This window comes from Streptomyces sp. NPDC056231 (genome assembly GCF_048270745.1).
Taxonomy (GTDB): domain Bacteria; phylum Actinomycetota; class Actinomycetes; order Streptomycetales; family Streptomycetaceae; genus Streptomyces.
Map to the genome: position 1 here is coordinate 80,013 of NZ_JBLVKW010000005.1, position 18,636 is coordinate 98,648.

Below are 18,636 nucleotides of genomic sequence, written 5' to 3' on the forward strand. Positions count from 1 at the left end.
CGCAACAGAAAGGTGACAACAGTGTTGATCCGTGACGTCCGCCCGTGGGGTGGAGAGCGCAGCGACGTCGAACTGTCCGGCGATCGCATCGCGGCGATCCGCCCGCACGACCCGGCCGCGCAGCCGACCGGCGAGGTGGTCGAGGGTCGCGGCCGGCTGTTGCTGCCGTCGTTCAGCGACGTCCACGTGCACCTGGACTCGACCCGGATCGGCCTGCCGTTCCGGCCGCACACGGGCGGCCCGGGGGTCTGGACGATGATGCTCAACGACCGGGAGAACTGGCGGACCGCGGAGGTCCCGCTCGACGAGCGGGTGGCCGGCACGCTGGAGCGGATGATCACCCGCGGAACCACCCGGGTGCGGTCGTACGCCCAGGTGGACGTGGACTGCAAGCTCGAGAAGTTCGATGCCGTGGTGGCCGCGAAGGAGAAGTTCGCCGATCTGGCCGAGGTCCAGATCATGACGTTCCCGCAGGCCGGCATCCTCCGCGAGAAGGGCACCACCGACTACCTGGAGGCCTCGCTGAAGGCGGGCGCCGACGTGATCGGCGGCATCGATCCCTGCACCCTCGACAAGGACCCCAAGGGGCACCTGGACGTCGTGTTCGGGCTGGCCGAGAAGTACCAGGTCGAGGTGGACATCCATCTGCACGAGCCGGGTCATCTCGGGGTGTTCTCCACCGATCTGGTGCTCGAGCGCACCCGGGCGCTGGGCATGCAGGGCAAGGTCACGATGTCCCACGCCTACGAGCTGGGCTCGGTTTCCGAATCAGTCAGCCGCCGCATCATCGACGATTTCGCCGAGCTGGACATCGCGATGGCCACCGTGGCACCGCCGGCCCGCGGACAGCTGTCTCTGGTGGCGCTGACGGAGGCCGGCGTACGGGTGGGCCTGGGCGAGGACGGTCAGCGCGACTACTGGAGCCCGTACGGCAACTGCGACATGCTCGACCGTACCTGGCAACTGGCCTTCACCAACAACTTCCGCCGTGATGATCTGATCGAAATGTCGCTGGCGGTCGCGACTGTCGGCGGGGCCTCGATCATGAGTCACGACGTTGCCCGGCTGGCCGGGGTCGCCGACCGGCCCGGCCTGGCCGTCGGTGACCGTGCCGACCTGCTGCTGGTCGACGGCGAGACGCCGGCCAGTGCCGTGATGGACCGCGGCAGCGACCGCACCGTCCTGCACGACGGCGTCGTCGTGGCCGACCAACTGGCCCTGGTACGCCGCTGACTCCGGCTCGCCGCAGAGCCGTGACCGGCAAGCTTTGCCGGTCACGGCACCGGGGAACTGGGCCCGCAGACCGCCATGATCACGGACATCGCCATCGGCTGCGGAATGCCGGCCTTTGCGGCCACTTCCGGGGCGGGACAGCCCTTGGAAGTGAAGCACCGCCGACGTCTCGTGGCGCGTGAACGGGGAAAGCGCGCGACTATACGGCCTCGTCTCCGCTGTACCTCACGAGCTGAGGAACACAGAGCGCGAGCACCGCAAGCACGGCAACCAGCAGCAGTGCGCTCAGGAACGTGGTCGTCCCCACTCCGGCCCACTGCGCCGCCGCGCCGAGACCGAGCGACGCGAACGGCATGACACCGATGGCCAGTTCCTGGATTCCCAGGACGCGCCCCTGGACCGATGGTTTGGTGACCATCAGCAGCAGGGTCGTCTGCAGTACGCCGAAGGACGCGCTCATCACGCCGATGCACGCCATCAGGGCGAAGGAGAGAGCCCTGCTGTGGGACAGCGCGAAGAGCGACCACAGGGACGCCCACGTCGCCGTGCCGAAGACGAACAGGCCACCCTTGAACCTGAAGTCGCCGAGCGTGGCGATGACCAGCGAACCGACGAGTCCGCCCGCGCCACTGCAGGTCAGGAGCCAGCCCAGGCCTGCGGCGTCGAGGCCCAGTGACTCTTGGGCGAAAAAGGGCATGAATGCTTGGTAGATGGGCCACAGAAGGACGTTCGCCGCGAGCGTGACAAGGAGAACGCCCGCGGCGAGCCGGTTGGTGAGCACGGCACGGACGCCGGCGCGCAGCATCGTGACGACAGACCCGGGGCCGGAACCGGATACGGCCCCGCTCGTGCGTCCGCCGCTGGTGCGGAGCGGCCACAGGGCAGCAAGTGATACCCCGTACCAAGCAGTTGAGATCCAGAGGGCCTCAGGTGCACCCAGGGTGCTGATCATCGCGCCGCCGATGGCAGGTCCGACGACCTGGGTCATGTTCATCGCCATGGCGTTCAGGGCGTTCGCGTTGCTCAGGTTCTCCCGTCCGACGAGATCGAGGACCAACGCGAAACGGGCGGGCTGGGACGGCGACTGGGCCAGGCCGATGGCAAGCCCGCCGAGCACCAGCGCCCAGTACGGAACCCGGAAGAACGACTCCATCGTCGCCACCACTGCCACCGCGCCCAACGCCCAGGAGCAGGCGAGGGCGAGAAGGCGTACCCGGTCGTACCGGTCCGACAGCACCCCGGCGAAGGGGCCGAGCAGCATCGGGGCCAGGCGCACCGCGGTGAACACGGCGAGGAGCATCTCGGAGCGGGTCGTCTCGAAGACGAGCCAGCCCAGGATCAGCGTCTGCGTCCAGGCCCCGCAGAAGAAGAACAGGTTGGACACCCACAGCCACCGGAAGCTGGTGCTGCTCCGCAGGGACGACAGGGCCCCGGTCGCTCTCGGGACTGTGGGTGTCGCAACAGTGTGGTTCCTTGAAGGGGAGGCCATCTAACGCGCGACCGCCGGCCTCGCGAGGACCCGCTCCAGAACCACGTACGCGACCACCGCCACGACGAGGCCGCTCACGGCGTCCGAGAACTGCGGCGCGTACCAGTGCACGAGCCCGCCCACCATGGCGCCGGCTGCCCACGCGGCGAAGGCCGTGGGACGTACGGCAGTGGTGGGGCGCCGGTCGACGCGGCTGCGCAGGAACACCTGGTCGGCGATGAGCACCCCCCCGAGGGGCGGGACGAAGACGCTGAGGATGACCAGCCAGTCGAGGAAGTGGTCCCATACGCCGGCGAGGGCGGCGGCAGTGCCGATGATGCCCAGGACGAGGGTCGTGATCCGCATCTTGGTACGGGTCAGGTGCGACCAGCTGAGCGCCCCGTTGTAGAGGCAGTGGCTGCACACCGAGCCGAGGTTGACGAAGACGAACACGGCCGCGAGGGCGTCGAGGAGGAGGCCGTGGTCACCCGTGAGGATCGGCAGGAAGTTGCCGCCGACCGTTGCCGCGGAGGCGATGGCACCGGCTGCGACGACAATGCCGCCGGTGATCTGGGCGACCATGCTGGCCAGCGGGAACGCGGTCGCGGTGGCGAGGACGGCCTGCTTGCCGTTCTTGGACCATCGGGTGAAGTCGGCGGTCATCGTGCCCGAGTCCGCGAACGTGGCCATGATGAGCGACACGGCCGCGCCGAACGTCATGGCGCCGTCCGGTGCGACGCCCTGGTAGTCGAGCACCGCACCCAGGCTGTGGTCCCGGGACACGAGGACGAGGGCTGTCAGACCGACGATGATGAACAGCGGCGCGGCGACGGCACCGAGCCACGACAGGGCACGGATGCCGAGATAGGTGATCGCGACGAAGGCAGCGCCCGCGAGTACGGCGACGAGTTGTTCGTGCCAGCCGAATGCCTGGTGGAGGGTCGCTCCGGTGGCGCCGGTGTTGAAGGCGAACCAACCCACGACGATCGTGGCCAGGAAGCCGGATGCGACGACATGACCGATGCGGCCGAAGGTCTTCGTGGCCTGGAGGGCGAAATTCTCGCCGGTGCTGCCCGCTCGATAGCTGAGCAGGCCGACGTACACGAACATGACGAGGTTGGCGACGAGGATGGCGGCCAGCCCGCGCCAGAATCCCAGGACGGCGACGACGACCCCGCCGGGTACGGCGTTCGTGAGGATCATCGGGAATCCGAACCACACGGCCGACACGGTCAGGAGGGACTTACGGCGTTCCCGGGGAACGGGGCTGTGCTCGTACTCCGAGTCGAGCTCTGCGCTCGGGTGCGCGGCATCGGCCGCGACGGGTATACGACTGTCCATGGGCGAGTCTCCGAGGTGGGGCAGGTCCTGTCGTCCCACTCCCGTGGTCGCCGGGAGTGCGGACGGGCGTGGGACGACAGGACCTGGCGCGTGGTCAGATGAAGGAGTCGACGAGGGCCTTGACGGCCTTCTCGAAGGCCTCGACCGGCGGGTGCGTGATGCCGGCGCCGATCATGCCGATGCCCGCTTCCTTGTGGGCGATCGCGGTGTTGATGACCGGCAGGATCCCGGTGGCCAGGACCTTGCGGACGTCGATCCCGGTGGGGATGCCCTGGAAGTCGAGCATGGGGATGGTGACGTTGGGGTTCTGTGCCGTGGTGATCTCGCCCATCTGGCGTGTGAAGCCGATGGCCTCCTGCACGGTGCCGCCGACAAGGGCGACGATGGCGGGCGCGGTGGCCATGGCGAAGCCGCCGAAGCCGTAGGTCTCGCTGATCGCGCTGTCGCCGATGTCGAGGCCGGAGTCCTCCGGCTTGTATCCGGCGAACATCGGGCCGACGACCTTCTGGGCGGGGCCGGTGAACCACTGGTTTCCGCCCAGGCCACTGACCCGTACGCCGAACTCGACGCCGTTGCGGGCCATCGTGGTGACGATGGTCGAGCCCTCGATGCCGTGGGCCGCGTCCATGGCGGCCTTCGCCATGGCCAGCCACGTCGGGCCGGAGAAGTAGTCCGAGCTGGCGATGAAGTCGAAGACTTCCTTCTTCTGCTCGGTGGTGAAGCCGGTCCGCAGCAGGGACGGCGCGAGCGCCTGCAGGAGCAGCAGGGTGCCCGCGATGTTGCGGTTGTGGCACTCGTCGCCCATGTGCAGCGCCTGCGAGAGCAGCAGCCGCAGATCGATGGGGCCGCCGATCTCCATGGCTTCCTTGAGCATGGGGCCGAGCACGTCGCGCATCCAGACGAGCCGCTCGATCACCGACTCGTCGTTCGCCCCCATGCGGAGGATCTTCGCCATCTGCTCGGACAGGTTGGTGTACGCCGTGTTGCCGTACGTCTCGTTGTGGACGATGTGCATGTACATCGACGCGGAGGTGACTCCGGCCATCGAGCCGACGCAGTCGTGCTCGTGACACGGCGAGAAGGTGATGTCGCCGGAGGCGGCGAGTGCGGCGGCCTCTTCCAGGTCGCCGGCGAGGCCCTCGAAGACGAGCGCACCGGTGACGGCGCCCTTCATCGCTCCGGCCATGCGGTCCCAGGTGATGGGCGGTCCCGCGTGCAGGATCGTCTTCGGGGTCATGCCGGGTACGACGTCGATGGCACGGCCGAAACCGGTCAGCATGGGCTGGGAGTTGGCGATCCGTTCGACGGCGAGGGCGTTGGCCTTCTCGATCCGTGCGGCAACCTCCGGGACCTCCAGGGCGTCGAGAGCGGCGAGGATCTCGGGTTTGCCTCCACCCGGCGGCGTCCAGTCGAGCGTGGTGACCTTGGCGCCCTGGGCGGCGATGTCCTCGTCGAACATGGCCAGGCCGACGTTGACGACGTCGAGGTCGCTCTCGAAGAGGGTGGTGATGCGGTTGCTCATGCGTGCTTGACCTTCCGGGCTATGGCACGGGCGAACTGGCCCGTCTCGGTGCTGCTGCGGGTGACGGTGACGCCGGCTGCCTGCAGGGCGGCGATCTGGTCGGCCGACGCCGGGGTGTCGAGGTCCGTGCCCAGGACGTAGCCGACGATCTCCAGGTGGCGGCCCGCTTCGGCGGCGATCCCCTTGGCCTGCTCGATGGCCGGCAGGGTGACGCCGACCGGGTCCTCGTGGGCGCCGAAGCCGAGGACGAAGTCCATGACGACGGCGGCGACCTCCGGGTCCTTGGCTTCCTCGACCAGGCGGGCCAGCCGCAGGGAGGGGTCGATCATGGGGTGCGGGCGGCCGTTGGTGAAGTCGTCGTCACCGAAGTCGAGGAAGGTGTGCCCCGTGCTGGGGCTGTCGGCGGTCAGCCGGCGCTCGGGGTCCTTCTGGATGTTGCTCCACACGTCGTCGCCGCTCTCGAGCATCGCGTACATCGACTCGTCGCACAGGGTGCCGCCGCAGAACAGGCCGCGCACGAACCGCTGTTCCGGCTTGAGGAGAGCGGCGACCTCGTCGATCCGGCGCGTGTCGAACGGCTCGACGGCCGCGTCCGGGTTCACTCCGAGACGTACCGCCTGCAGGGCGGCGTCCTGGCTGCCGGACGCGAAGTGTCCGCCGGCCGCGACGACCGCTCCCTCGGAGCCGCCGACGAAGTAGACGACGACGGGCTTGCCCGCGGTGGCGATCTCGGCAAGCACCTTCTTCTCGACCGTGGGGGCCGGCGGCTTGGAGACGAGCACGATCACGCTGGTGGCCGGGTCGGCAGCGAGCGCCCGGATGCCGTCGATCATCATGATGCCGCCGACCTGCTCGCTCAGGTCGCGACCGCCGGTGCCGATGAGCTGCGAGACACCCGCGCCCAGGGCGTGGATGCGGACGCTGACCTCCTGCGCTCCTGTGCCCGATGCGGCGACCACGCCGACCGAGCCGGGGCGGACGGCGTTGCCGAAGCACAGGGCGACATTGTTGATGATCGCGGTGCCGCAGTCCGGTCCCATCATCAACAGACCCTTTTCGTGGGCCAGTTCCTTGAGGGCGACCTCCTCCTCGACCGGGACGTTGTCGCTGAAGAGCAGCACGTGCAGGTCGTTCTCAAGGGCCTTGCGGGCCTCACGGCCGGCGTAGGCACCGTTGACCGCGATCACGGCGAGGTTGGCGGCCGGGTCGGCCTGCGCGGCGGCCGCGATGGTCCGATGGGTGACGGTCACATCGCCCGTGGCGGGCGCCTTGCGCCGGAGGAGTTCCTCGACACGCGCGAGGAGCTCGTCGGCGTCGACTCCCGCGCGGGCCTCGACCACGACCATGAGGTCGCCGTTGCCCGCGGCTTCGAGTTCGGGTGTGAGCAGCCCGAGGTTGCCCAGCACCCCCTTGTTCATCTCCGTGCCCATGGCCACGAAGGCCTGCTCCACCTCGTCGAGGCTGTTCGCCTTCGTCGAGATGGCCATCAGGGATACGGAGTCGAAGTATGTGTTCTTCTTGACGACTGCTGTGATGCTCACAGCGAACCTCGCAGTTCTCTCTCCAGGTGAAGCCCGGCCACCAGACCGGACAAGGTGTCGGTGCCGGAGGTGTGGCCGTGGGCCAACGCACGGCGGACCGGGTCTCGGACGGTTTCGATCGCCTGCGCCTCGCTCTGCCCGGAGGTTGCGGCGAGGGAGCACACCACATCAACCAGTTCGGCACGGACGCGTCCTGACAGTGCCTCACGCAGGGTGGTCGTGCTCAGCAACGTCGTACGACCGGGCTGCTCGTCGAGTACGTCGTGGAGCGCCCGGGCGAACGGACCGAGCCTGCTGCCGTCGAGCGACGACAGCAGGGCGATGGCGGTGAGGAAGTCGTCGCCGGCCGGGGTGAGTCCGGGGCCGAGACCCAGAAGGGCGAGGACACCGTCGCGCATGCCGACGGTGTCCGAGGAGCGCACGGCCCGCACCAGCGCATCGCGTCCGTGCTCCAGCGCCGTGCAGACGGCCACCTCCATCGGCGCGGCACCCGGCGATGTGCCGAGCATCCCACCGAGTTCGCCGTCGACGGACACCAGGTGGTGCAGGGCCCGAGCCGAAACTGCAAGTTCAGACGCTGTCAGGGAGTCAAGGTGCGACAGAACGGGATGCCATTCTGCGACCCCCTGGACGGAGACCCGAAGGCCACCGAAAGCGCCCTGCAGGGCGATACCCTCCGGGCCGAACTCGACGACCTGACCCGCTTCCACCCCACGGCCGACCCAGTGCGCGATGTCCACCACAAGGGTCCGGGGAGCGTCCCCACTCCCCCGTGCAGCCAGCGCCATCAGCCCGCCATCCGGCAACAACAGGTTGATCACGCCCCGAAAAACGCTCTCCACGCTCCCGCATCCCCTGAGCGTGCGCAGGTGCGCCAGAAGCACGACATCAGCGGAACACGGGCGCAGAACCACAGTCGCGCTCACCGATACCACCGCCACTCCTGTCCGACCGGACCACCAGGACGCACTGCATCCCTCAACCGCAACCGTTGGAGATTGGTATACCATTTTGCAGCCAGAAGCGAACTAGTCGGAGGAGGATTCCATGCGTATCGTCGTGGCTCTCGGAGGCAACGCGCTGGCACGGCGAGGCGAGCCGATGACAGCGGACCACCTGCGTGCGAACGTCAGGGCATCCTGTGAAGCACTCGCCGGACTCGCCGGCGAGCACGAGGTGGTCATCACCCACGGCAACGGCCCGCAGGTGGGCCTGCTCGCCCTGCAGAATCTGGCCTACCAGGACGTCGCTGCGTACCCGCTCGACATATTGGGCGCGGAGACACAGGGCATGATCGGGTACGTCATCCAGCAGGAACTCTCGAACGCACTGGGTGGCCGGCGCGAGGTCGCCGCCGTCCTCACGACCACCGAGGTCGACGAGTCCGACCCTGCGTTCAGCCACCCCACCAAGCTGATCGGCCCCATGTACTCCGCCCACGACGCCGCCGACGCGGCGGCAGAGTACCGGTGGACCATCGCGCGTGACGGCGTCGGCTTCCGTCGCGTCGTCCCCTCGCCCCAGCCGTTGCGCATCGTGCAGGCGCCCCTCGTCCGCACCCTCCTGGAGAACGGCCGGCTCGTCGTGTGCGTCGGCGGTGGCGGTGTGCCCGTGAAGACCGACAGCAAGGGCCGCCAGACCGGTCTGCAGGCGGTCGTCGACAAGGACCTCGCCAGCGCCGCCCTCGCCGCCGAACTCAAGGCGGACATGCTGGTCATGCTCACGGACGGCGACTACGTCAGCGAGAACTGGGGGACGCCCGAGCAGCGGGACATCCTCATGGCCTCGCCGGAAGCCATCTCCGAGCTGTCCTTCGCCGAAGGGTCGATGAAGCCGAAGGTGGATGCCGCGGTGCGGGTCGCGATGGCCGGCGGACGCGCGCTCATCGGCCCGCTGGACCGCCTGGACGACCTCCTGGCGCGACGGGTCGGCACGGAGATCCGCTCCGATGTCGCCGATGGGATCGTCTTCGTCTGAGCCGAGGGGGTCGCCTCCGCTTGCGGCTGAGGGATCTCCTTCGCGTGCACCGAGGAAATCACCGTGGTGCACGCGAAGTGGCTCACCTTCCCACGAGCCCCCGCGTACCGCTCAACCGACCGGGTCCGCCTACTCCTTGGAGGACCACAGATGGGCCGCAGCCGCGCTGCGGCCCATCTCCAGGTGCTTCAGCACGAGCTCCTCGACGCGCGGCACGTCCCGCGCCACGATCGCGTCGTAGAGATGCTCGTGCTCCCTCGCCATGCTCAGCAGGTCGTCGTGCCGGCTGAGCAGCCAGCGCATGCGGCTGCGAAGGGTGCGCTCCAGCTCGCTCAGCAGCTCGTTCGCGGCCAGTGACGTCACTGTCTGGTGGAAGTCGGCCGCGGCGCGCCTGGCCTGTACGGCGTCTCCGCGCCGCGCCGCCTCCAGCTCGGCGTCGAGATCGGCGCGCAGCTTCTCCAGCCCCGCGCGGGTACGCCGCTGGGCCGCCAGCCGAAACGTCAGCGTCTCCAGCGCGGAACGCACCTCGCCCAGATCCGAGATGTCCGTGGGGCTGAACTCCCGCACCACCGCCCAGGTCCGCGGCCGGGGCGTCACAAGGCCCTCCGTCACCAGCGCCTTCAGGGCATCACGGATGGGCAGCCGGCTCACTCCGAGCTCGGCGGCCAGCTCACGCTCGACGAGCTTGCTGCCGGGCCGGCGTACACCATCGAGAATGTCGTCGCGCAGCTGGCGAGTGACCCGATCCGACTCGGGCTCGAAGCCTTCAGAACCTGCCATACCGCTCATTCTCTCATCACGTCCAGGAACGTCAGGTTTGGTATACCAAGTGGCCGCCGACCACACCCGAAACACGCTCCAGCAGGGTCACTCGGCGCGCGGGCAAGGGGATCGAGGGCGAACGACGAGCGCCCACACCCCCACGCATCAACCGATCGGCTGACCCTTGGGTCGTCCCAGCGTCCCCTCATCTCCAACCGGTTCAGCGACGGCGGGCGTCCGCGAACGGACTGAGCATGGACAGTGCTGTTCCTCGTGTCCAAGGCCCGGTCACCGAAGCACTCGCCACCGCAGCTCCAAGGACATCACACACCGACTGCTCCCCCATCGCACCGAAAGAGGAACCCCCGTGGCGTCTCTCCACCGCACCACCCGCCTGTTCGTCTCCCTCGCCGGCCTGGCCGTGCTCGCGACCGCGTGCAGCACACAGTCCGACGGTGACGCCGCCGCCCGGCAGAAGCCGTCGGCAGGCAGGACCGACTCCGCACCCCCCGAGGACAAGGCCGAGCGCTCGGCCTCCCCGAAGCGTTCGGCCGCCGACCCGGCCGCGAGCCGGGACCTGCTCGAAGCCGCACGTTCCGGTGACGCCGACGCCGTACGCAGCGCGATCAAGCGGGGCGCGGACCTGGAGACGCGCAACGGCGACCGTCGCACCCCGCTGCTTCTCGCGGCCACCGGCGACCATGTGGAGGCGGCCGAGGTACTGGTCGAGGCGGGCGCGGACCCCGATGCCCTGGACCAGCAGCACGACACCCCCTGGCTGGTGACCGGTGTGACCGGCAGCGCCGCCATGGCGCGCACCCTGGCAAAGGCCGACCCCGACTACACCATCGTCAACCGGTACGGCGGCACGTCCCTCATCCCGGCCGGAGAGCACGGTCACGTCGACTACATCCGGGAGGTCATCACCAACCCGGACATCGACGTCGACGTCAACCACGTCAACAACCTCGGCTGGACCGCCCTCCTGGAGGCCGTCATCCTCGGCGACGGCGGAGAGAACCACCAGGAGTCCGTGAAGCTCCTCCTGGACGGGGGCGCGGACAAGTCCATCACGGACAAGTCCGGCACGACGGCACTCGAGCACGCCGAGGAGCGCGGCTTCGGCAAGATCGCCCGATTGCTGCGCAAGTGACGCGCCGCCTGCCGCAGCATGCGACTACAGGTATGTGCCTTCTGCGGCAGCGACCTGCCCGAGGCGTGGAGTGCGGGCCCCGAGGGCGCCCTCCGAGGCGCCCTCACGTCGTCCCACAGAGCAGCGGCGAGGTGTTGTAGCTTTCGTCGTGCGCCCGTCAGGGATTACGGGACAGCCCTGGGACCAGCTCTCCGTCGCGGGCGACGACGCGGCCGCCGTGGACGACCAGGTCACGGGTGGGCATGTCCACCACGACCTGCGGCAACCCTTCACCGCGCACGAGGATGAAGTCGGCCGGCGAGCCGGGCCGCAGGTCGGCCCGGTCCAGGCCCATCACCTCGGCGCCGCCGTGCGCACCCGCCTCGAAGCAGTCCGTCAGCTCCTGGTCCAGGCGCACGTCGGTCACCCAGCCCAGGATGTGCGCGCGGTGCAGCATGTCAGCGTTCCCGAACGGGCTCCACGAGTCGCGCACCCCGTCCGAGCCCAGACCGACCCGTACACCGTGCTCACGGAGCTTGGCGACCGGCAGCACCAGCGACGCACTCGGCGCGACGGTTGTCAGCGAGATGTCGAGGTCGGCCAAGTCCTTCGCAATACCTGCCAGTTCACCGTCGGACAGGGATGGCAGGCAGAAGACGTGGCTGACGGTGACCCTGCCGTGGAGGGACAGCGCCCGGGTGCGGTCGATGATGCTGCGCAGGACCGGCAGGCCCTTGTCGCCGCGGTCATGGAGGTGGATGTCCACTCCGACGCCGTAGCGGTCGGCGAGACCGAAGACCAGGTCCAGCTGCTCGTCCATGGCGTTGTCGAAGCCGATCGGGTCGATGCCGCCGATGAAGTCCACGACCCCGCTGCGGACCGCCTCCTTGAGCAGGTCCGCGGTACCCGGTGTGCGGATGACACCGTGCTGCGGAAACGCCACGGTCTGTACGTCCAGGGCATGCTTCAGGCGCTCACGAGCCTGGGCGAGCCCTTCCACACAGGCCAGCCCGTACGCCGGGGCGACATCCGCGTGCGCACGCATCGCACGGGTGCCTCGCGTCACCGCGTGGGCCATCAGGCCGTACGCCCGCTCCCCCACCGGACGGCGCTGGCTGCGGAACAACTCCGCGTCCTGCTCGGCCAGTTCAGCGATCGAACCGGCCGGCTTGCGCGAAACCCACTCACCACCCCACGTCGTCTTGTCCGGGTGAATGTGCGCATCCACCAAGGACGGCAGGGCGATCCGGCCGTCACCGTCGATCACATCGGCCCCCGCAGGAGCAGCACCCTCACTGATCCGGCCGTCGACCACGACCAGATCCACGGGCTCCTGCGCCCCGAAGGGCCGCACATTGCGGAAGACCACATCCCTCGGCGGTCTGTTCCCGGCGTCGGCACGAGCCGATGTGGTTTCCGTGGACGGGGCGGCCGCTGAGGAACGGGACGTCATGTGCGAGGACTCCTTGGGATCGGGTGAGTGCAGTGGGGTCAGAGCGGGATGCCCTGTCGGACGACGCGGACCGGCGTCCTGAGGAGGGACACATCCTTGTGCGGGTCGCCGGACAGGAGGACGGCACCGGCCAGCACTCCGCGACGGGTGACCCGGCTCGAGGAGAAGGGGACTGACTCGACACACATGGCGGACTCCTGGGCGTTTGACACCTGCCTCCGGCCCACATTTTGTATACCAAATGAACGAGAGAGACAAGATTCCGCCGGATTGTTCCTGAATAATCCACACATTCAGACCTTATGTGGGGCCGGTCTTGGTATACACAACTCGAGGCTGAGCGGCCGCGAACTCACCGCGCCGGGTGGATGACGTTCTTGCTCAGCACGAAATACGCGCGCTTGACGCCGTTCACCACCTCCGTGGCTCTCAGGTCCTCGGCAATGCTCAGCAGGGACCAGAACTCCCGCTGGGACCGTCCCCAGCAGCGCAATTCAGGCGCATATCGCATGGTCGAACACTCGCCCGCGGCGGGCCGCATGATTCGATCACCGCCACGCGGGTGGGTGTATTCGGGCGTTCCGACGACGCAGCGAGGTGCCGCAGCTGTAGTCGTGCGCCCGCCGGGGATCACGGGACAGCCCTTACCGATCGCTTCAGAATGAGGGCGCGGACGGCGGAGGCAGATGAAGCTACAGGCCAGTCCGAGCAGGACCGTGGATGTCCCGGTCCTCACGCAGGGCAGCGGCGACCAGACCTTCGCCCGCTACGACACCGAGCGCCGACCGCGCAGCCAGGCAGTCGCACGGGCCGCCCGGCAGGCCGGGCGGATGGGCCAGCAGCTCTCCCACCCACTGGCCGTCGCCCTGCGGAACACGGCGATGCGGCTGACACCCTCCCACCTCGCAACCCGCATGATCCTTCGGCACCATGCCTGGGCCCCACCACAGCTGAACTGATCCGATTCGCCCACCACTCCCGGGAGCCTGCTCTGTGTGCGGGCTGATGTGCGTTCAGCCGGTCCGGGTCGGATGAAAGAGCAGGTCACTCAGGTCCTGCCGGCGCCCCACCACGTCCGTGGCCGCAGCCGCGCCCCGGACCTCTCAGGTTCAGAGGCGGTCGTGCGTTCCCGGGGAGCCCGGGGGTGTTGAGACGGAAATGTGCGGGGTTGCTACTTCTGCCCGGCCTTAGCCCGGCAGGTCAGGTCCTTGGCGGGGAGCCTGCCCGTGGTCAGGTAGACCGTGACGGCCTTGTCTGCGCAGGAATTGCCGTCCGGCGCGTAGAGGACGCCGTGTCCCTCGCCACCGGCGACGGTGAGCATCCGGGAGCCGCGCAGGGCCCGGTGCATGGCCTGACCGGCGAAGAGGGGCGTCTGGGAGTCCCACTCGTTCTGTGCGATCAGCGCACTGACCTTGTTGTCAATCTTGGTCTGCGGCTCGCTGCCCTGCTTCCAGAAGGCACACGGCGTGATGGTGGCCGCGAAGTCGCCGTACAGCGGATACCGGGCCTTGTCGCGGATCGCCTCGCGGCGGTACCGCTCGGGGTCGTGCGACCAGGTGCGGGTGTCGGCGCACATGAAGGACCAAGCGATGGAGGCGTAGTTGTCGTCGGGCTCCTCGGCCTGACCGGGCGTGTCGGACGGAGCCGGGTTCTTGCCCTCGGCCGCCTGCTTCAGCGCGGCGATCCGTTCGGCGGCCTTCTGGACGTGGAAGAAGGTGCGGTTGTCGGCGCGGATGCCGTCACCGGTGAGGGTTTCCCCCTCGAAAGCGATGGGCTTGCGGTTCGCCCGCGCGATCAGATTCCAGAAGGTCTCACGGACCTTGGCCGGGGTGTCGCCCAGTCCGTACGTCGTGTGCCGCCGGGCGGTCCATTCGGTCCATCGCGTGAAAGCCTGCTCGGCCGCCTTCGCCATGTCCTGGAACATCCCCCGGTAGATCCGCGTGGGATCAGTTGCGCTGTCCAGCACGATCCGGTCGGCGCGCTGGGGGAACAGCTGCATGTACACAGCGCCGAGGTAGGTGCCGTAGGAGATCCCCAGGTAGGAGATCCTCTTCTCGCCCAGCACGCCACGGATGACGTCCATGTCGCGGGCGCTGTTGCGGGTGGTGAGATGCGGTAGCTTGCCACCGGCGTTGGCCCGGCACTTCTCGGCGACCGTATGTACCCGGTCCACGTCCTTCGCGAAGGTCTCGGCCTTGTACGGCTGGTCGGACTGTTCCTCGGTGGTCAGACCGCAGCTGACGGGGGTGCTCTGCCCGGCGCCCCTCAGGTCGAAGCCGACGAGGTCGTACCGCCGCTTCACTTCCGCGGGGAACTTGATGAGCGGGTCGGCAGGCAGATTCAGTCCCGGTGCGCCGGGGCCGCCCGGGTTGAGCAGCAGAACGCCGCGACGTTCCTTCGTGCTGCCCGCCTTGAGCCGGGATATCGCGAGGCCGATCGTCCTGCCGCCGGGGTCGCTGTAGTCCAGCGGCACCTTGAGCGTCGCGCACTGGAAGGTGTCGGGGCCCTTCGCGTCGCAGCGTTTCCACTGGAGCTTCTGCTGTGTGTACTGCCGCAGGTGGTCCTTGGCGGTGGAGGCGTCGGATGACTTGGGCGCGGCGCAGGCCGTTGCAAGCGTCAGCGCCGAAAGGGAGGCCGCCGCGAGGCCGGCGGCGAGGAGGGGGGCTCTGCGGGTGTTTCTGTTTCGCACGGTGATGCTCGTCCTTGTCGAGGAGGGTGGGCAGCCGGTTCACCGGTGAGGTGAGGCCGGTCAGTTTCCGTTGAGGTGCCGGCGGACGCACTGCGTGTACTGGTGGAAGCTGTCGGGCTGGTAGCACTCCTGCGTCTTGTTCGCGTACCAGACCATGAAGACGGCGACCAGCCCGGACACCACGATCGCGAGGGACGACGTCACCAGGGCGGTGACGGCCTTGCCCCGGCCGACGCCGGTCCGCTTGGCCGTCATCAGCGCGGCGATGCCCAGGATCAGGCCGATCACGGCGAGGGGGCCGCCGATGAAGACGACGGAGGTGAGGAGGCCGATGATGCCCAGTGCCATGGCGGCGGTGGCCAGGCCGTTCTTCCGTGCCATGAGGCCCGGTGTCGTTCCGTTCGGGGCCGTCCGAGTCCGTACGGCCTGAGCCTGAGCGGACGCCGTGTGGTTCAGCGGCGTCTCGATTCCCTGGGCGTTCATCAGCCCGTCCTTCCGTCCCGTCAACTGGTGAGGCCTCGATTCTGGATTTCGGGGGCCCGCGGGCACATCGCGGAAAGGCGGGAGAATTCGCTCCCCCGATCGGGGGAGGCCGCCGGTGGGCCGTCCGGTCATACTGGCCTGGCTATGTTCAGGGGAATCCGGCCGCTGCTGCGCGGCTCCACGTATTCGGGTGCGCTTTTCGCCTATTGCGGCGCGTTGGCGAGCCTTCCATTGCTGCCTTTCGCGGCGCTGCCGGCGATGGCATGGTCATCCGCTTCAGTGGAAGTGCGGTTCGTTCTGACCGTGCTGGTCTGGTCCGTACTGATCGGCGTGATCGGGCTGGCTCGTACCACGCGGCGGGTGCTGATCGCGTGCACCCGGCGGATGCTGAGGGTGCCGTTGCCGGATCCCGTGGGCGAGCGTCGGAGTGCGGGCTCTCCTGGTGCCACGTCGACCTGCTCCACGGCATCGGGCGCCGACCGTTGGCGGACCCCGCTCTGGCTGCTGTCGCACGTGGCACTGGGGTGGGCAGGGGCGCAGCTGAGCGTCCTGCTGTTCATCGCGGGCCTTCTCCTGCCTGGCGGTTGGGCGGGCGCCGAGGCCGGGGTGAGTGTGAACGGCTGGTCGCTGCGGCCGGAGAGCGGCTGGCAGAGCTGGGCAGCGGCGCTCGGCTGCCTGCTGCTGGCGGCGGCTCTGTGCCTGGCGGTGACGTACGCTCTGCGGTGGCTGGCGCCCAGACTGCTCGGCCCGTCGTCAGCCGAACGGCTCGCGCTGGCGGCCGAGCGGGAGCGGGTACTGGCCGAACGCAACCGGCTGGCCCACGAGTTGCACGACTCGATCGGGCACACGCTGACGGCCGCCACGATCCAGGCGGCGGTGGCGGGCGAGGTGCTCGGCGCCGACCCGGTGGCGGCGCGGGCCGCCCTGCGCAGCATCGAGGAGTCGACCCGGGCCGCCCTTGAGGACCTGGACTATGTGCTGGGCATACTGCGCGAGGAGCAGGCGGGGGCAGCGCCGGCCCGGACCCTGGCCGACCTGCCCGAGCTGCTCGACCGGTTGCGGCACACGGGCGCGGTGGTGGAGCCGGAGCTGTCGGGCGACTTCACGCAGGTGCAGGGGACGCTCTCCCGGGCGGCGTACCGGATCCTGCAGGAGGCGCTGACGAACGCGCTGCGGCACGGAACAGGCGGTCCGATCCGGGTCACGGTGGCGGCTGCGCCGAACGCGCTGGACCTCAGTGTGGTCAATCGGAGCGGGACCGGAACGAGCTCAGGTACGGGTGCCTTCCCGACGTCCGGGCACGGCCTGCCGGGGCTCACCGAGCGCGTGCGGCTGCTGCACGGCGAGATCGAGGCCGGTCCGGACGGGCCGGAGCACTGGCGGCTCGCGGTCCGGCTGCCGGTACGCTTGCCCGCATGATCGGCTCACACGCGAGCGCAGCGGTCACGACCAGCCCTGACGCGAGCGCAGCCGTCACGACTGGCACCGCCCTCGGCACCGCCGGCGCCTCCAGCAGCACCCCCGTCACCCTCCTGATCGCGGACGACGACGAGGTGACCCGCAGCGGTCTGCGCATGCTGCTCGGGATGCAGCCGGGGATCGCCGTGGTCGGGGAGGCCGCCGACGGCGTCGAGGCGGTCGAGCAGGCGCGGCAGTTGCGGCCTGACGTGGTCCTGATGGACGTGCGGATGCCGCGCCTCAACGGCATCGAGGCCACCCGGCAGCTCCTCGCCGAGCCGGCCGAGCCGCCGAAGGTCGTGGTGATCACCACCTTCGAGAACGACGGCTACGTCACCGCCGCACTCAGCGCCGGGGCCAGCGGCTTCGTCCTCAAGCGGCTCCCGCTCCCCAAGATCGCGGAGGCAGTGCGAGTGGTCGCGACAGGCGAGGCGATCCTCTTCCCGGCGGCCCTGCGCCAGATGGTCACCGCCCGCCCACTGGGCTCCGCCGAGGCGCTGCCGCACGCGGCGCTGACAGGCCGGGAGGAGGAGATACTGCGCCTGATGGCCACCGGCCTGTCCAACCCGGAGATCGCGGAGTCGTGCAGGGTGAGCCTGGAGACGGTGAAGACGCACGTCGGGAACGTGCTGACCAAGCTCGGCGCACAGAACCGGACCCACGCGGTGGTGATCGCGTACGAAACCGGCCTGGTCGTGCCCGGGGTCGCGGGCTGACGCGACATCAGGTGGCTTGACCCTGCCCGAGGCGGCCTGGCGGCGGGCCGGCCTTCGACAGCCACGACGTCACCCACCTTTGAGGGCGTGCCCGGCACGGGAAGCCGTCAGTCGATGAAGACCGCCGCCGCGTAGACCCAGGCGCCCTCGTGCCGGACGAACCGGCTCTTCTCATGGAGCGAGTCCGGCCGGCCGTGGTCCGTGTAGTGGGCGCGGAAGGTGACCGTTCCCGTGGTGTGGAACGCGCTGCCGTCCGTCGTGTCCAGGATCTCCAGGCGCACCCAGCGCATGCCGGGATCGAAGTCGACGACGGAAGGCCGGGTGTCCGGGTGCCAGGTGCGGAGGAGATACGCCGCGTCCTGGACGACGAAGGCGGTGTACCGCGAACGCATCAGCGCCTCGCAGGTCGGCGCGGCGGCGGTCCCGGCGTGCAGTCGTCCGCAGCAGTCGGCGTACGTGGCGGGCAGACCGCACGGGCACGGCGAAGCCGGAGTGATCGCGGTCACCGGGGCGTTCCGGGTGCTCGTGGCTTTGGGCTGCCGGGGGCGTGTGCTGCGACGGGACATGCGTCCATTGTGACCTGTCGCGGGCGGGTCAGTGCGTCAGGGTGAACCTGCGCCGGTACTCGGCGGGGGTGAGCCCGGTACGGCGGCGCAGCTGGGCGGTGTCGGCCCGGTCGACGGCTTCGAGTCCTGAGCTGGAAGAAACCGTGCTGCATCCGCACGGTCGGGGTCTCGGCGCAGAGCGCGAAGTCGTACCAGGGCACGGGCAGCTCGGGGCGGCGGCGAGCGCACGGTCACGCTCGAACCGGGGCGCGGTGTTCGTCGTCCCGCGCTCCACCTGGCACAAGCCGTTCTCGGC

The 18,636-nt window shown here is 69.2% G+C and carries 17 protein-coding genes and 1 pseudogene; 6 read left to right on the forward strand and 12 right to left on the reverse strand.

Annotation, left to right across the window (positions count from 1 at the left end; all coding sequences use genetic code 11):
• The first annotated feature begins 21 nt into the window (after positions 1 to 21).
• Positions 22 to 1,233 (forward strand): amidohydrolase, encoded by a 1,212-nt coding sequence (locus ACNPQM_RS06835; RefSeq protein ID WP_418083278.1) that lies wholly within the window; start codon positions 22 to 24, stop codon positions 1,231 to 1,233.
• A gap of 199 nt (positions 1,234 to 1,432) precedes the next feature.
• Here the strand turns inward: ACNPQM_RS06835 and ACNPQM_RS06840 are convergent, their stop codons facing one another.
• The 5 genes from ACNPQM_RS06840 to ACNPQM_RS06860 form a co-directional block, all read right to left on the reverse strand.
• Positions 1,433 to 2,722: an MFS transporter gene (locus ACNPQM_RS06840; protein ID WP_418083279.1), complete on the reverse strand. Its 1,290-nt coding sequence runs from the start codon at positions 2,720 to 2,722 to the stop codon at positions 1,433 to 1,435.
• Entirely contained in the window at positions 2,723 to 4,042 is a 1,320-nt protein-coding gene (locus ACNPQM_RS06845; RefSeq protein ID WP_418083280.1) for a purine-cytosine permease family protein, read from the reverse strand. It abuts the gene before it with no gap.
• A 94-nt stretch (positions 4,043 to 4,136) separates the two neighbouring features.
• On the reverse strand, positions 4,137 to 5,564 hold the full coding sequence (locus ACNPQM_RS06850) for a DUF1116 domain-containing protein (RefSeq protein WP_418083281.1): 1,428 nt from the start codon (positions 5,562 to 5,564) through the stop codon (positions 4,137 to 4,139).
• Entirely contained in the window at positions 5,561 to 7,105 is a 1,545-nt protein-coding gene (gene fdrA / locus ACNPQM_RS06855) for an acyl-CoA synthetase FdrA (RefSeq protein ID WP_418083282.1), read from the reverse strand. Before fdrA ends, ACNPQM_RS06850 begins: the two co-directional genes overlap by 4 nt.
• Positions 7,102 to 7,947, reverse strand: coding sequence for a DUF2877 domain-containing protein (locus tag ACNPQM_RS06860; RefSeq protein ID WP_418083283.1), 846 nt, complete (start codon positions 7,945 to 7,947; stop codon positions 7,102 to 7,104). The genes fdrA and ACNPQM_RS06860 overlap by 4 nt, the downstream gene beginning before the upstream one ends.
• Before the next feature lie 205 nt (positions 7,948 to 8,152).
• Here ACNPQM_RS06860 and ACNPQM_RS06865 point away from each other — a divergent pair, with 205 nt between their 5' ends.
• The gene (locus ACNPQM_RS06865) at positions 8,153 to 9,082 is read left to right on the forward strand and encodes a carbamate kinase (RefSeq protein ID WP_418083284.1); all 930 of its coding nucleotides are present in this window, start codon (positions 8,153 to 8,155) and stop codon (positions 9,080 to 9,082) included.
• A 129-nt stretch (positions 9,083 to 9,211) separates the two neighbouring features.
• Here the strand turns inward: ACNPQM_RS06865 and ACNPQM_RS06870 are convergent, their stop codons facing one another.
• Positions 9,212 to 9,862: a GntR family transcriptional regulator gene (locus tag ACNPQM_RS06870; protein ID WP_418083285.1), complete on the reverse strand. Its 651-nt coding sequence runs from the start codon at positions 9,860 to 9,862 to the stop codon at positions 9,212 to 9,214.
• A 559-nt stretch (positions 9,863 to 10,421) separates the two neighbouring features.
• On the opposite strand from ACNPQM_RS06870, the gene ACNPQM_RS06875 reads away from it, so the two are divergent.
• A complete protein-coding gene (locus ACNPQM_RS06875) occupies positions 10,422 to 10,997 on the forward strand; it encodes an ankyrin repeat domain-containing protein (protein ID WP_418083369.1) in 576 nt (191 codons plus the stop codon).
• A gap of 157 nt (positions 10,998 to 11,154) precedes the next feature.
• Here ACNPQM_RS06875 and ACNPQM_RS06880 read toward each other — a convergent pair whose 3' ends face one another.
• The 3 genes from ACNPQM_RS06880 to ACNPQM_RS06890 all read right to left on the reverse strand — a co-directional run bounded on the left by ACNPQM_RS06880 (position 11,155) and on the right by ACNPQM_RS06890 (position 12,940).
• Positions 11,155 to 12,429 (reverse strand): amidohydrolase family protein, encoded by a 1,275-nt coding sequence (locus ACNPQM_RS06880; RefSeq protein WP_418083286.1) that lies wholly within the window; start codon positions 12,427 to 12,429, stop codon positions 11,155 to 11,157.
• A gap of 38 nt (positions 12,430 to 12,467) precedes the next feature.
• Entirely contained in the window at positions 12,468 to 12,617 is a 150-nt protein-coding gene (locus ACNPQM_RS06885) for a hypothetical protein (protein ID WP_358861599.1), read from the reverse strand.
• A 164-nt stretch (positions 12,618 to 12,781) separates the two neighbouring features.
• Positions 12,782 to 12,940: a hypothetical protein gene (locus tag ACNPQM_RS06890; RefSeq protein ID WP_418083287.1), complete on the reverse strand. Its 159-nt coding sequence runs from the start codon at positions 12,938 to 12,940 to the stop codon at positions 12,782 to 12,784.
• Between the two features lie 247 nt (positions 12,941 to 13,187).
• On the opposite strand from ACNPQM_RS06890, the pseudogene ACNPQM_RS06895 reads away from it, so the two are divergent.
• A pseudogene (locus tag ACNPQM_RS06895) lies at positions 13,188 to 13,388 on the forward strand (FAD-dependent oxidoreductase); the annotation flags it as partial.
• A gap of 212 nt (positions 13,389 to 13,600) precedes the next feature.
• On the opposite strand, the gene ACNPQM_RS06900 reads toward ACNPQM_RS06895, so the two are convergent.
• A complete protein-coding gene (locus ACNPQM_RS06900; RefSeq protein WP_418083288.1) occupies positions 13,601 to 15,118 on the reverse strand; it encodes an alpha/beta hydrolase in 1,518 nt (505 codons plus the stop codon).
• A gap of 60 nt (positions 15,119 to 15,178) precedes the next feature.
• On the reverse strand, positions 15,179 to 15,601 hold the full coding sequence (locus ACNPQM_RS06905; protein WP_358861602.1) for a DUF4190 domain-containing protein: 423 nt from the start codon (positions 15,599 to 15,601) through the stop codon (positions 15,179 to 15,181).
• A 285-nt stretch (positions 15,602 to 15,886) separates the two neighbouring features.
• On the opposite strand from ACNPQM_RS06905, the gene ACNPQM_RS06910 reads away from it, so the two are divergent.
• Entirely contained in the window at positions 15,887 to 17,020 is a 1,134-nt protein-coding gene (locus ACNPQM_RS06910) for a sensor histidine kinase (RefSeq protein WP_418083289.1), read from the forward strand.
• Positions 17,017 to 17,775 (forward strand): response regulator transcription factor, encoded by a 759-nt coding sequence (locus ACNPQM_RS06915; protein ID WP_418083290.1) that lies wholly within the window; start codon positions 17,017 to 17,019, stop codon positions 17,773 to 17,775. The genes ACNPQM_RS06910 and ACNPQM_RS06915 overlap by 4 nt, the downstream gene beginning before the upstream one ends.
• A 107-nt stretch (positions 17,776 to 17,882) precedes the next feature.
• On the opposite strand, the gene ACNPQM_RS06920 is transcribed toward ACNPQM_RS06915, so the two are convergent.
• Positions 17,883 to 18,341: a YchJ family protein gene (locus ACNPQM_RS06920; RefSeq protein ID WP_418083291.1), complete on the reverse strand. Its 459-nt coding sequence runs from the start codon at positions 18,339 to 18,341 to the stop codon at positions 17,883 to 17,885.
• Positions 18,342 to 18,636 lie beyond the last annotated feature (295 nt).